This is a genomic window from Nocardiopsis sp. NPDC055824 (assembly GCF_053616335.1).
On the sequence record NZ_JBSHDN010000185.1, the window covers coordinates 1 to 12,646 of the forward strand.

At 73.5% G+C, this 12,646-nt stretch carries 12 protein-coding genes; 5 read left to right on the forward strand and 7 right to left on the reverse strand.

The genetic code is table 11. The annotated features are described in order from the left end of the window. Positions 1-59: 59 nt before the first annotated feature. The 3 genes from ACWGL3_RS26080 to ACWGL3_RS26090 all read right to left on the reverse strand — a co-directional run bounded on the left by ACWGL3_RS26080 (position 60) and on the right by ACWGL3_RS26090 (position 2,246). Entirely contained in the window at positions 60-773 is a 714-nt protein-coding gene (locus tag ACWGL3_RS26080) for a DUF2625 family protein (RefSeq protein ID WP_267945963.1), read from the reverse strand. A gap of 49 nt (positions 774-822) precedes the next feature. After that, positions 823-1,287, reverse strand: coding sequence for a GNAT family N-acetyltransferase (locus tag ACWGL3_RS26085; RefSeq protein ID WP_267945962.1), 465 nt, complete (start codon positions 1,285-1,287; stop codon positions 823-825). A gap of 146 nt (positions 1,288-1,433) precedes the next feature. Continuing rightward, positions 1,434-2,246, reverse strand: a complete 813-nt coding sequence (locus ACWGL3_RS26090) for a CAP domain-containing protein (RefSeq protein ID WP_267945961.1) — start codon at positions 2,244-2,246, stop codon at positions 1,434-1,436. Between the two features lie 369 nt (positions 2,247-2,615). Here ACWGL3_RS26090 and recO point away from each other — a divergent pair, with 369 nt between their 5' ends. The 4 genes from recO to ACWGL3_RS26110 all read left to right on the forward strand — a co-directional run bounded on the left by recO (position 2,616) and on the right by ACWGL3_RS26110 (position 5,893). Beyond that, complete coding sequence (recO, locus tag ACWGL3_RS26095) at positions 2,616-3,347, forward strand: DNA repair protein RecO (RefSeq protein WP_267945960.1); 732 nt, start codon at positions 2,616-2,618, stop codon at positions 3,345-3,347. Then, entirely contained in the window at positions 3,344-4,165 is an 822-nt protein-coding gene (locus ACWGL3_RS26100) for an isoprenyl transferase (RefSeq protein ID WP_267945959.1), read from the forward strand. Before recO ends, ACWGL3_RS26100 begins: the two co-directional genes overlap by 4 nt. Then, positions 4,165-4,959, forward strand: coding sequence for an SGNH/GDSL hydrolase family protein (locus ACWGL3_RS26105; protein WP_267945958.1), 795 nt, complete (start codon positions 4,165-4,167; stop codon positions 4,957-4,959). The genes ACWGL3_RS26100 and ACWGL3_RS26105 overlap by 1 nt, the downstream gene beginning before the upstream one ends. A gap of 112 nt (positions 4,960-5,071) precedes the next feature. Then, positions 5,072-5,893 (forward strand): SGNH/GDSL hydrolase family protein, encoded by an 822-nt coding sequence (locus ACWGL3_RS26110; RefSeq protein WP_267945957.1) that lies wholly within the window; start codon positions 5,072-5,074, stop codon positions 5,891-5,893. Between the two features lie 135 nt (positions 5,894-6,028). Here ACWGL3_RS26110 and ACWGL3_RS26115 read toward each other — a convergent pair whose 3' ends face one another. From ACWGL3_RS26115 to ACWGL3_RS26130, 4 genes are all read right to left on the reverse strand, one after another. Beyond that, on the reverse strand, positions 6,029-6,400 hold the full coding sequence (locus ACWGL3_RS26115) for a Fur family transcriptional regulator (protein ID WP_267945956.1): 372 nt from the start codon (positions 6,398-6,400) through the stop codon (positions 6,029-6,031). Continuing rightward, positions 6,397-7,299 (reverse strand): metal ABC transporter permease, encoded by a 903-nt coding sequence (locus ACWGL3_RS26120; RefSeq protein ID WP_267945955.1) that lies wholly within the window; start codon positions 7,297-7,299, stop codon positions 6,397-6,399. The genes ACWGL3_RS26115 and ACWGL3_RS26120 overlap by 4 nt, the downstream gene beginning before the upstream one ends. After that, positions 7,292-8,131 (reverse strand): metal ABC transporter ATP-binding protein, encoded by an 840-nt coding sequence (locus tag ACWGL3_RS26125; protein WP_267945954.1) that lies wholly within the window; start codon positions 8,129-8,131, stop codon positions 7,292-7,294. The genes ACWGL3_RS26120 and ACWGL3_RS26125 overlap by 8 nt, the downstream gene beginning before the upstream one ends. Before the next feature lie 69 nt (positions 8,132-8,200). Next, positions 8,201-8,572: a DUF6703 family protein gene (locus ACWGL3_RS26130; RefSeq protein ID WP_267945953.1), complete on the reverse strand. Its 372-nt coding sequence runs from the start codon at positions 8,570-8,572 to the stop codon at positions 8,201-8,203. A gap of 340 nt (positions 8,573-8,912) precedes the next feature. Between ACWGL3_RS26130 and ACWGL3_RS26135 the strand changes: the two genes are divergently transcribed. Continuing rightward, a complete protein-coding gene (locus ACWGL3_RS26135) occupies positions 8,913-12,611 on the forward strand; it encodes a CDP-glycerol glycerophosphotransferase family protein (RefSeq protein WP_452461904.1) in 3,699 nt (1,232 codons plus the stop codon). The last annotated feature ends 35 nt before the right edge of the window (positions 12,612-12,646 follow it).

Consider the following 12,646-nt stretch of genomic DNA (forward strand, 5'->3'; position numbering starts at 1 on the left):
GCGCGGCAGCGCCCGCCCCGGCCCCCCGGGAGCTGCCGCACGCGGAGGCGGGACGCCCCTCAGAGAAGGCCGAACGGTCCGGGGTCGGGCAGGCCCCGGGCGGCGCACAGATCCCGGTGCGCCGCGGTCAGCTCGCCCAGCGGGACCGCTCTGCGGGAGGCGGCGGCCGGGTCCGCCGGGGTCTGCTCCCCGGACCGGGGCCGGGGCCGCACCGCCAACCCCTGTCCGAGGCCGAGACCCTCCACCTCCTCGCGCCAGCCGGTCCAGCGCAACCCCTCGTAGAACCCCTCCAGGTTGCCCGCCAGCATCCACAGCAGCCACGAGGAGTACGTGGTCTCCATCGGCTCCCACCGCAGGGAGCCGGGGGCGAAGTACACCATCTCACCGGGCCTGCCCGGGTGCTCCGCGCCCTCGGAGCCCGGCCCGTTCAGGGCGAACACCCCGCCCAGCACGTCGTGCCCCACCACCAGCCGCAGCGGCGGGCCGAAGACCACGGCCGCGCTCAGGTCGTTGACCTCGCCCAGCCCCCGCAGGTCGGGGCCGCCCCCGCCGTGCACCCGCAGCCAGCCCCCGTCGAGCACCAGGCCGCCGCACTCCAGCGCCATCGCGCCCAGGAAGGACCGGGCGGTCACCTGGAGCCGGTGCAGGCAGGTCCGGCCCGCGACGGGGTCGACCGGCAGCACGCGCACCGGCGCGGCGCTGCCGGCCAGGCGCTCGGTCAGGACGGGCCAGGCGGGCTCCTCGACCTCGACCAGCTCACTCAGTTCACGCATCGGGGGACCCCTCCGTCACACCGCGGGGTAGGCGCGGCGACGGACCAGGTTACAGGGAGGCTCCGACGGTCCAGGAGGGGACGTGCTTGCGGAACCCGTCCGCGCAGGACACGAAGCCGCACGCGCGGTAGAACGCGTGCACGTAGGCGTCGCCGGCGGCGAGCAGCTGGATCCTGTGGCAGCGGGCGCGGCGCGCGAGGCGCTCCGCCGACCGGATCAGGGAGCGTCCCGCACCCGAGCGCCGGTGCCGTTCGGCGACCACGAGGTTCTCCACGAGCATCACCGGCCGCCCGTCCCGAAACGTCCAGGGCACCACCAGGCAGTCCACCGTCCCGGCGACGATCCCGTCGCGCTCGTGGACCAGCAGGGTCCGCCCCTCCTGGCCCGAGACCTCCGACCAGATCCGCGCGGCCGAGGCCGCGGTGAGGGGCGGGGCGTCGGGGGGCAGTTCGCCGAGCAGGGACAGCACGGCGTCGAGGTCCTCGGCGGTCGCGGGCCGCGTGACAGGGGGCACCGGGCCAGGGTAGGGCGCGGGAGAGCCGTGGCGGTAGGGGTTCGCGCGGCGCGGTCCCCCCGTGCGCGGTGCGGGGAGCCGGCGCCGGGGCCTCCGACGACGGCGGTCCGCGCCCCGGGGGAGCGCGGACCGCAGCCGTGCCCGGCCTACTCCCAGCCGAACTTCTGGGTCCAGGCGTTGCCGGACTCTCCCACGCCGATCGCCACCAGGTCGCAGTTGAGGATGTTGTCGCGGTGGCCCCGGCTGCCCATCCAGGCGTCCATGACCTGGGCGGCGCTCGTCTGCCCCTTGGCGACGTTCTCCGCGCCCCACGCGTCGTAGCCGTGGCGGAGGGCGCGGTCGGCCGGGCCCTCGCCCTCGGGGTTCTCGTGACCCATGTAGTCGCGCCGGTCCATGTCCTCGCTGTGCTCCTGGGCGGCGGCGGTGAGCCGCGGGTCCACCGTGAGCGGGTCGCACCCGGCGGAGGCGCGCTCCCCGTTGACCAGGGTCACGACCCGGTCGACCGACCCCCCTGCGGAGGAGGGGCCGGAGCCGCCGCGGCCCCGGCGCTCGCCGTCGCCGTCGTCGCTCCCGCCGCCACCGCCGCCCCCGCCGGACGGGCTCCCGTCCTCCCGCGCCTCCTCGGGGACGGAGGAGGCCGTCACGTCGGCGCTCTGCGGCCCGCCCGCGCCGGACGGCGACGGCCGGTCCTGCGGCGGCGCGCTGGGCGACGCGAAGAAGTCGTCGTCCGCGGAGGCCTCCGGCACGGCGGAGCCGTCGGCGACGGCGTCACCGATCCGACCCGTCGCCAGGGTCTCGTCCGCGGTGTCCCGGAACGGGTTCAGGCTCTCGCCCGCCCCGGTGACCAGCAGTGCTCCTGCCAGGGTCAGGCCGACCGGTATCGCTGCCAGCGCCACCGCGAGGGGTACCGGGCGGCGGCGCCGCCCGTCCTTCCGTGAGCGGTTCTCGCGAGCGCTCATCCGGCGCTTGCCTCGGCGACCACGCGCCATATCGCTCTCCTCCGTGACGGGAATCGGGTGGACACGCCCGCGGACCTGCCGGTCCGTGACCGCGGCCGGGGTGTTGGTCCTTCCCCCGGCCGGCTCTGCCCGTGCCCATGGGCACGTGAGTTCTGTGTGACCCGTGCCCGGGGGGCAGCGCGTGCGCGCGGGGGACTCCGGACGCCGCGGGGGAAGGGCGGCAGGCCCGGTGAGGTGCGTCCTAGCGCGTGAGAGTAGAGCAAAGCGAGCAAAAAGGGAATCCAAAACGTAATAAAGCAGGTCACGTCGGGGTCTGTGGGGAGAGGTCGGGCAGCCCGGGTGGTCGGTGGCATCCGCGACAATGGGGGGGTGAGTCTCTACCGCGACGAGGGTGTCGTCCTGCGCAACCAGAAGCTGGGCGAGGCCGACCGCATCGTCACCCTCCTGACCCGGCGCACCGGCCTGGTCCGCGCCGTCGGCAAGGGGGTCCGTCGCACCAAGTCCCGCTTCGGCGCGCGCCTGGAGCCGTGCACCCACGTCGACCTGCAGCTCCACACCGGTCGCACGCTGGACGTCATCACCCAGGCCGAGACCCTCCGCTCCTACGGCGAGGCCGTCGTCTCCGACTACGCCCGCTACACCGCCGCCACCGCGATGCTGGAGACCGCGGAGAAGGTCGTCTCCGTGGAGAAGGACCCCGCGCTGCGCCAGTTCCTGCTGCTGATCGGCGCACTGCGTACCCTGGGGGAGGGCTCCCACGACTCCCGGCTGGTCCTGGACGCCTACCTGCTCCGGTCGCTCGCCGTCGCCGGGTACGCGCCGGCCCTGGACGGGTGCGCCCGCTGCGGCAGCCGGGGGGAGCACCGCGCCTTCGCGGTCCACGCCGGCGGTATGGTCTGCTCGGTGTGCCGCCCCCACGGTTCCGTGCACCCGTCCCCCGACACGTTCCGGCTGATGTCGGCCCTGCTCGGGGGGGACTGGGAGAGCGCGGACGCCAGCGAGGGCAGGCACCGCTCCGAGTGCAGCGGGTTGGTCGCGGCCTACCTACAGTGGCACCTGGAAAACGGAATCCGATCACTGCGCCATGTGGAGCGTTCTTGAGTCTGTTCAGCTTCGACACCGGTAAACGCCGGGAGTACGCCGCGCCCGTCCCGCACCCCAGCGGCGCGCGGCCCCCCGAGCTGCCCGCCGCCCTCGTGCCCAGGCACGTGGCCGTCGTCATGGACGGCAACGGCCGCTGGGCCAAGGAACGCGGACTGGCGCGCACCGAGGGGCACAAGGCGGGGGAGTCCTCCCTCTTCGACGTGATCGAGGGCGCCCTGGAGATGGGCGTCTCCCACCTCTCCGCCTACGCCTTCTCCACCGAGAACTGGAAGCGGTCGCCCGACGAGGTCCGCTTCCTCCTCGGCTTCAACCGCGACACCATCCGCAACCGCCGCGACGAGCTGCACGCGCGCGGGGTCCGCGTCAAGTGGGCCGGGCGCGCCGGGCGCCTGTGGAAGAGCGTCATCAAGGAACTCCGCGACGCGGAGGAGATGACCAAGGACAACACCGGCCTGACCCTGCAGTTCTGCGTGAACTACGGCGGCCAGGCGGAGATCGTCGACGCGGCCCGCGCGATGGCCCGCGAGGCGGCGGAGGGGCGGCTCTCCCCGGACAAGATCACCGAGGACACCCTCGCCAGGCACCTCTACGCCCCCGACGTGCCCCCCGTCGACCTGTTCGTGCGCTCCTCCGGGGAGCAGCGGCTGTCCAACTTCCTCCTCTGGCAGTCCGCCTACGCCGAGTTCGTGTTCCTGGACACGCTCTGGCCCGACTTCGACCGCCGCGACCTGTGGCGGGCATGTGAGATCTACGCGAGCAGGGACCGCCGCTACGGAGGCGCCCTGCCCAACGCCGTAGCTGGGGAGGAGAAGTGATGTCGGGTTCCGAAGAACCCCTGGTCAGGCAGGGCATGTCGCTGGTCTCGGTGGGGGACAGCTTCACCGAGGGCGTGGGCGACCCGTACCCGGGCGGGGAGGGGTTCCGCGGCTGGGCCGACCGGCTGGCCGAACACCTCGCCGACCACGTGGGGGAGATCGGGTACGCCAACCTCGCGGTGCGCGGCAAGCTGATGCGCCAGATCGTCACCGACCAGGTCCCGCCGGTCCTGGCGATGGCCCCCGACCTGGTGACGCTGAGCGCCGGCGGCAACGACCTGCTGCGCCCCGGCGGGGACCCCGAGCGGATGGCCCGCATCCTGGACCACACGGTGGGCCGCCTCCGTGCCGCGGGGAGCCAGGTCGTGCTGTTCACGGGGGTGAACGTCACCACCGGTTACATGCGCGGCACCATCGGCCTGTTCGCCCGCTACTACCTCCACGTGCGCGCGGTCGCCGACAAGCACGGCTGCTTCCTGGTGGACCAGTGGTCCATGGACGCGCTCACCGACTCCCGCGCCTGGGACGAGGACCGGTTGCACATGTCCCCGGAGGGGCACCGCCGCCTCGCGCTGCGCGCGGCCGAGGTCCTGGGCGTGCCGGTCGCCGACCGCTGGGACGAGCCGTGGCCCGAGCAGGGGCCGGTGCCCTGGAGGCAGGCCCGCCGGGACGACCTGACCTGGGTGAAGGACTCGCTCGGCCCGTGGATCGGGCGCCGCCTGACCGGACGCTCGTCCGGCGACACGGTCACGGCCAAGCGCCCGGAGCTGACCCCGGTCACGAAGGACCGCTGACCGGCCCGGCCCCTCCGCCGCACCGCTCACGGTGTGACGTGCCACCCAATACGTGCGCGAACGGCAACCTACTGTCGCGTAACCCGGGGGTGGGGATGGATCATCGTGCACTATGAGCGGTTTTGGGACGAAGGATCTGACGAGCGGGGACATCCTGTCCTACGTCGCCCTCGGTGACAGCTTCACCGAGGGCATGAGCGACCCCTACCCGGACAGCGACGCCGTGCCCAACGGCCGCTACCGGGGCTGGGCCGACCGGGTGGCCGAGCACCTCGCCGACCACGTCGCCGAGGTGCGCTACGCCAACCTCGCCGTGCGCGGCAAGATCATGCACCAGATCATCGACGAGCAGATCCCCCGCGCCGTCGAGCTGTCGCCCGACCTCATCACCCTGTGCGCGGGCGGCAACGACATCATCCGCCCCGGGGCGGACCCCGACGCCGTCGCCGTGGCCTTCGCGGGGGCGGTCGAGGAGCTGAGCCGGACCGGCGCGCGCATCGTCCTCTTCACCGGGTTCGACACCAACTGGCAGCCGGTGATGCGGCACATGCGCGGCAAGATCGCCACCTACAACATGCACCTGCGGGCCATCGCGGACCGCTACGGGTGCGACGTGGTGGACGTGTGGAGCATGCGGGTCCTCGACGACGCCAGGGCCTGGAACTGGGACCGCCTGCACCTGTCCTCGGAGGGCCACCGCCGCCTCGCCCTGCGCGTGTGCGAGGTCCTCGGCGTGCCGACCGGCACGGACTGGAACGAGCCGTGGCCGCCCGCCGCGCCGCGCGACTGGCGGACGGCCCGGCAGGAGGACCTGCACTGGGCGCGCGAGTTCCTGGTGCCGTGGATCCACCGGCGGCTCACCGGCCGTTCGTCAGGTGACAACGTGAGTGCCAAGCGCCCCGTCCTGGAGCCGCTGCGCGTCCACCGCGACTGAGCGGCGGCGCGGACGCCCGCACGGTCCGGCGGCGGGTCCCGGACCGCTCCGGGGCCCGCCGCCGGGAGGCCCCTGCGAGGAGGCCCGGTCCGCGGACGCCCGGGGCCCGGGCGGGGCCGGCGGTGCGGAGCCGGCTCAGGAGCAGCGGGCGCAGGTGCCGAAGACCTCGAGGGTGTGCGTCACACCGGTGAAGCCGTGCTTGGCGCCCATCTCGACCGCCCACCTCTCCACGGCCGGGCCCTCGATCTCCACGGCGGTCGAGCACACCCGGCAGACCAGGTGGTGGTGGTGGCTCTCGGTGTCGCACGCCCGGTAGACGGCCTCGCCGTCGTCGGTCCGCAGGACGTCGACCTGACCCGAGTCGCTCAGCGCCTGCAGAGCGCGGTAGACGGTGGTCAACCCGATCTTGGAACCGTCGGCGCGCAGGTCGGCGTACAGGTCCTGGGCGCTGCGAAAGCCTGTGGACTCGGTCAGCGCCTGGCGGACCGCGTCGCGTCGTGTACTCATGGTTTCACCCTCCCCCGATCAGTCTGGGGCATCGTACCGGCCGGAACCCCCGCTCCGGGCCCGTGGGCCCGCGGGGAACGCGCTCCGGAAGCGCGGCGCAGCACGCCGCCCGCCGCCACCGCCGCGCCGTAGACGGCGAGGGCCAGCAGGACGATCGTCGCACCGGGCGACAGATCTGCGTAGAACGACGTGGTCAGCCCGCCCAGCGAGGACAGGAGCCCGATCGCCACGGCCAGCAGCATGGTCACCCGGAAGCTCTTGGTCAGCTGCTGCGCGGCGGCGACCGGGACGATCATCAGGGCGCTCACCATGAGGACCCCCACCACCCGCATGGCGATCACCACCGTCAGCGCGGCGGTCACCGCCAGCAGCACGCTCAGGAAGCGCACGGGGAGCCCGTGGGCCCGCGCCACCTCCTCGTCCTGGCACAGCACGAACAGCTCGCGTCCGAACACCGCGACCACGCCGACCACCCCCGCGGCCAGGACTCCCACGACCCACAGGTCGGCCTCCTCCACGGTGCTGACCGAGCCGAACAGGTAGGAGACCAGGGTGGCGTTGCTCGCCCCCGGTGTGAGGCCGATGAGCAGCACCCCGCCCGCGATGCCGCCGTAGAACAGCAGGGCCAGGGCCACGTCGCCGCTGGTGCGGGTGCGCACGCGCACGATCTCGATGAGCACGGCGCCCGCGGTCGCCACCACGGCCGCGGTGAGCACCGGGGAGGTGCTGGTGAGCAGGCCCAGCGCCACGCCGGTCAGCGCGACGTGGCCGATGCCGTCGCCCAGCAGGGCGAGGCGGCGCTGGACGAGGTAGGTGCCGATGATCGGGGCGACGAGGCCGACCAGCACGGCGGCGACCAGGGCACGCCGCATGAACTCGTACTGGAGCAGTTCAGTCACGGCCGGGGACCTCGAGTCGGATCAGGTTGGCGGGGGCGGTCTCGGTGGCGGCCCTCGCCGGGTCGTTGGGGTCGGGGTGGGGGTGCTGGTGCTCGTGGCCGGGACGGGCGCACTCGCCGGTGGGCTCGGGGGCGCTGCCGTCGTGCGCGACGCGTCCCGACTCCAGGACCACGGCGCGCTCGATCACGTCCTCCAGGGGGCCCAGCTCGTGCAGGACCAGGACCACGGTGGCGCCGAGGTCCCGCAGGCGGGCGATGGTGCCGGCGAGCGCGCGCTGGTTCTCGGCGTCCACGCCGGCCATGGGCTCGTCCATGACGAAGGTGTCGGGCCGCCCGGCGAGGGCGCGGGCGATGAGGACGCGCTGCTGCTGGCCGCCGGAGAGCTCGCGCACCGAGTCGCGGGCCCGGTCCGCCAGGCCGACGGTCTCCAGGGCCTCCTCGACGGCGGCGCGGTCGGCCCGCGTGGCGAACGAGAGGCGGCGGCGCGCGGCGACCTGCCCGGAGGCGACGATCTCGCGCACGGTGGCGGGGACGGCGCCCCCCGCGGTGAGCCGCTGGGGGACGTAGCCGATCCTGCGCCAGGAGCGGAAGCGCCGCAGCGGGACGCCGTGCACGAGGACCTGCCCCGACGTGAGCGGCACGATGCCCAGCATCGCGCGCATCAGCGTCGACTTGCCGGAGCCGTTGGGGCCCAGGACCGCCATCGTCTGGCCGACGGGTATGTCGATGCTCACGCCGTCGAGCACGGGAACGCCGTCGTAGGCGACATGCGCCCCGACGGTCCGGAAGGCGGGCGGTACGTCGCTTCCGACGTCCGTGAACTGGGCAGACACCTAGTCATTATGGCGAAAACGAAAATGATTGTCAAAATGTGACAGAGGTGCCGTGAGGACGGGCCCCGGTCAGAAACCCAGGGTCCTCGCCACCGCCAGCACCAGGACGACCCCCACCATGAGCACGCGCGGCACCTTCTGCTGACCCGTCAGGGAGGGCCAGGTCAAGAACGCCAGCCACACGAAGAACACCGCCACCAGCAGAAGGCAGACCGCGCCCACGAACCCCGGAGCCGCCAGCCCCGCGAGGAAGAGCGCTCCCAGCACCAGCGGCGCCAGCCAGCGGGGACGCTGGTGCAACCACACCAGCGGCACCGCGCTGCGCTCCTCCACCTCGCGCCGCAGGCGTCCCGCGCCGGGGGCGCCGCCCGCCCGCTCCCCGGGGCGGGGGAGGTCCCCGTCGCCGCGCCGCTTCTCGTCACCGTGCTCAGGAGGGGCCATGCTGTCCGTATCCGCTTCCGGGTCGTGCCGACGACAGGGGGTTCGTGCCGTTCGCCCGGGTCACCCGCCCCGCGCTGGTGGGCGCCGGGCCCCCGGGCCTGTGATACTTCTGTCTCTGACCCTAGTGCAGGGCCCCGGCGCGCCGCTGGGCTCCGGCGCGGCCCCCGCGGCCGCACGTCTCCCCCGACCCGTGCAGCGCGCCGCAGAGCGGGTCCAGGCACACTTTTGGTCGCGCATCCCCTACGTTCAGTAGTTATTCGTCGTCTGAGAAACGCGGCCCGCGCCGACGGTTCCCGCGCGTTGCCCACGGCAACGAACCCTCCGGAGGGTGTCAACTTCCGTGCCCGAACCCACTGTCATCGTGACGTTCGACGTCACCGAGCCACATCTGCAGAACTGCCTCGACTCCCTGAGCCGCCAACAGAGCGGTGACCGGGTCGGGGAGGCGGCTCCCGAGCCGCCCACGGACATCGAGGTCGTCCTCGTCCCGATCCGCGCCGGAAACGGCGACCGCCCCCGCACCGCCGACGCCGGGTCCACATCCCCGGGGCCGGACACCGACGGCGGCGACGAGGACGCCGCGGAGGACGCCGACCCCGACGTCCCGGCCGAGGACGGCGACCAGGGGGACGAAGCCGTCGAGTCCGTCAGCGAGGACGGGCTCGCCACGGCGGCCGCGTTCGCCGAGTCCCCGCCGCCCGGACTCAGGGCCGTACTCCTGGGCGGCGACCCGGCCCCCGACCGGCCGACCGCGCGCGCACGCGGGGCGGAGGCCGCCGGCGGCAGCCACCTGCTCTTCCTGGAGGGCTCCGACGCCCTCACCGGCTACGCGCTGTCCTACCTCGTGAAGAGCGCCGCCGACAGCCGTTCCGACCTGGTCGTCGGCAACGTGTACAAGTTCAACGAGCTCGGCGCCTCCCCCTCCAGGGCGCACAAGCGCTACTGCGGCAGGAACCGCCTGGCCGAGGACCCCCGGAACGTCCCCGGCCTGGCCGCGGACCCCACACTCGGCAACAAGCTCTGGCGCAAGGGGTTCTGGGAGTCCCTGCCCGACCACGGCCTCCACCCCGACGACGCCGACCTGGGCCTGCGCCGCGCCGCCCTCGCCGCCACCGCCGTCGACGTCCTCCCCGGCCCCGTCCTGCTGATGCGCGAGCGCGAGCACGCCCGGCTCCCGCTGGAGAAGGACGTCCTCGAACGCCGCATCCGCGCCATGGGCGAACTCGCCGCGGGCCTGGCCACCGCCGACCGCGAACTGTGGGACCGCACCCTCCTCAACGGCGAGCTCCACAGCCTGCTCCTCAGGCTGGACGACGCGGAGGACGACGCCCGCGAGACCGCGGTCGACCTGCTCAACGACTTCCTGGACCACGTCCCCGCGCAGCAGCTGCGAGGACTCGGCGTCCTCGCGCGCCTCCTGTACCACCTCGTGCGCAAGCGGCGCGTGGCCGACGTCCTGGAGGTGGCCACCTTCGCCAAGAGCGTCGAGATCAAGAAGGCCACCGTCGTCCGGCGCGGTCTCGGCTACTACATCAGGTACCCCTTCTTCGAGTCCGATGACCCGGAGAAGGCCGTGCCCCGCGAGGTGTACCGGCTCGACGAGGACATCCGGGTCCGCCAGAAGACCGAGGAGGTCCGCTGGGAGGCCGGGCGCCTGCACATCAGCGGCAGGGTCGGCATCCGCCACCTCCGGGCCCGCAAGCGCTGGCAGCAGCACGTGGTCGCGTTCGCCGTCAACACCGCCACCCACCGCCGGGTGCGCATCCCGGTCCGCACCCGGCTCGCCGCCGAGTTCAAGCTCCCCGACGTCATCGACGCCGCCCGCCACGACTACGGCGGCTTCGACCTCGTCCTGGACCCGCGCCGGCTGCGGTCCGCCGGCGGCTGGGAGCCCGGGGACTGGAAGGTCGAGCTGGTCGTCCTCAACCGCGGCATCACCCGGCGCAAGTTCCTGTCCGGCCCCGTCTCCGGTCCGCCCGAGCGCCCCGGATACCAGCAGGTCGACGAGGACTTCTGGGTCCGCCCGTACTGGAACAAGGACCGGCAGCTGGTCGTGGGGGTCGAGCAGGCCCGCGCCCGCGTCACCTCCCACCGCTTCGACCCCCGTACCGGTGAACTGGAGCTGGAGGGCGAGCTGCTGTCCGCGCCCGCCGCCGAGGCCACGGAGCTGCGACTGACCCGCAGGCCGGGCACGGCGGCGCTCACCCACCCCGTCACCGTGCACGCCGGCCGCTTCAGCGCCCGGGTCCGCGCCGACGAGCTGTTCGACCGCAGCGTCAGCGAGTGCGGAGGCGTGATCCGCCAGGAGGAGTGGGACGTCCACCTGGTCACCCCCGACCGGCAGGCCGTCCCCCTGGTGATGTCCGACGACGTCGCCACCACCGCCTACGCGGCCGAGGACACCCTCCAGGAGCTGGTCGTCCGGCGCGGCGCCACCGGTTACCTGAGACTGCGCGCCGGGCACGCCCGGCCCACCGTGGACGGGGCCCGCTGGGAGGGGCGCGCACTCGTCCTGGAGGGCGAGTTCCCCGCCGGCACCGACCTGCGCCTGGTCGCCAAGGCGCGCGGGCGCGACGAGGAGCACGGGCTGCGGGTGGAGCGCTCCGGGAACCGGTTCGGGGCCAGGTTCTCCCCGGCGGACGTCCCCACCCTGTCCGGGGACCTGTCCCTGCCCGTGGGCACCTACCAGCTGTGGGGCCGGGTCCGGGGCGGCACGGCGGAGGGCTCCGAGGAGGGCCCCACGGACGTGGGGGTGGAGTTCTCCGACGCGCTCATCACGGGACTGCCGCTGGAGATGCAGACGAGCGAGCGCTCCTACAAGCTCTCCTACCAGGGGCGCGGGATCCCCGTCCTCCGGGTCGGCAGCGACCTGCGCCCCGCCGAGCGCGGCAGCTTCGCCCAGCGCGAGCTGAGGGAGACGTTCTACCCGGCCGAGCGGGAGAAGCCGGTCGACGAGGGCATCCTCTTCGACACCTACACCGGCCGCCAGTACTCCGACAGCCCCCAGAGCCTCTACGCGGAGCTCCGGGGCCGCGGGCGCTGGGCGGACTACCCGATGTCGTGGCTGGTGGCCGACGGGCAGGTCCGCCTCCCCGACGACCTGGCGCCCGTCCGCCACCGGGGCCGGGAGTACTACGAGGCGCTGGCCCGCACGCGGTACCTGGTCACCAACTCCCGCCAGCCGACCTGGTTCCACCGCCGTCCGGACCAGGTGGTCGTGCAGACCTGGCACGGCTCGATGCTCAAGCGGATCGGCTTCGACATCGAGAACATCCGGGGCAAGTCCCGCGACTACTTCGACAAGCTCGCCTGGGAGACCCGGCAGTGGGACTACCTGGTCTCGCCGAGCCCGTGGGCGACGCCGATCCTGCGCAGCGCCTTCCGCTTCGAGGGGGAGGTCCTGGAGACCGGGTACCCGCGCAACGACATCTTCTTCTCGCCCGACCGCGAGGCGATCGCGGAGCGCACCCGGCGGCGCCTCGGCCTCCCCGAGGGCAAGAAGGTGGTGCTGTACGCGCCGACCTGGCGTGACGACAAGTACTACACGCGCGGCAAGCACAAGCTCGACCTGCACCTGGACCTGCGCCGGATGTACGAGAAGCTCGGCGACGACCACGTGCTCCTGGTGCGGCGCCACCCCCGGGTGGTCGACAGCGTGCCGATCGTCGGCGAGGGCTTCGTCCACGACGTGTCCCTGTACCCGGAGATCATGGAGCTTTTCCTGGTCACCGACGTGCTCGTCACGGACTACTCGTCCATGATGTTCGACTTCGCGAACACCGGCCGTCCGATGCTGTTCTTCACGTACGACCTGGAGGGCTACCGGGACAACCTGCGCGGTTTCTACTTCGACTTCGAGGAGACCGCGCCGGGCCCGCTGCTGACCGGGTCCGACGACGTGATCGGGGCGCTCCTCGACATCGACGAGGTGGCGCGCCGGGCCGAGCCGTCCTACCGGTCGTTCGTCGACCGGTTCTGCCCGCTCGACGACGGGCACGCGGCGGCCCGGGTCGTGGACCGGGTCTTCGGCGAGGGCTGACCCGGGCCGGCGCCGCCCCCGGCGTCCCGGCGGCC

Bases quoted from the DNA above. Each gene is read 5' to 3' on its own strand.
- ACWGL3_RS26080 (WP_267945963.1), bottom strand. From the start codon at position 773: ATGCGTGAACTGAGTGAGCTGGTCGAGGTCGAGGAGCCCGCCTGGCCC.
- ACWGL3_RS26090 (WP_267945961.1), bottom strand. From the start codon at position 2,246: ATGAGCGCTCGCGAGAACCGCTCACGGAAGGACGGGCGGCGCCGCCGC.
- ACWGL3_RS26105 (WP_267945958.1), top strand. From the start codon at position 4,165: ATGTCGGGTTCCGAAGAACCCCTGGTCAGGCAGGGCATGTCGCTGGTC.
- ACWGL3_RS26110 (WP_267945957.1), top strand. From the start codon at position 5,072: ATGAGCGGTTTTGGGACGAAGGATCTGACGAGCGGGGACATCCTGTCC.
- ACWGL3_RS26115 (WP_267945956.1), bottom strand. From the start codon at position 6,400: ATGAGTACACGACGCGACGCGGTCCGCCAGGCGCTGACCGAGTCCACA.
- ACWGL3_RS26130 (WP_267945953.1), bottom strand. From the start codon at position 8,572: ATGGCCCCTCCTGAGCACGGTGACGAGAAGCGGCGCGGCGACGGGGAC.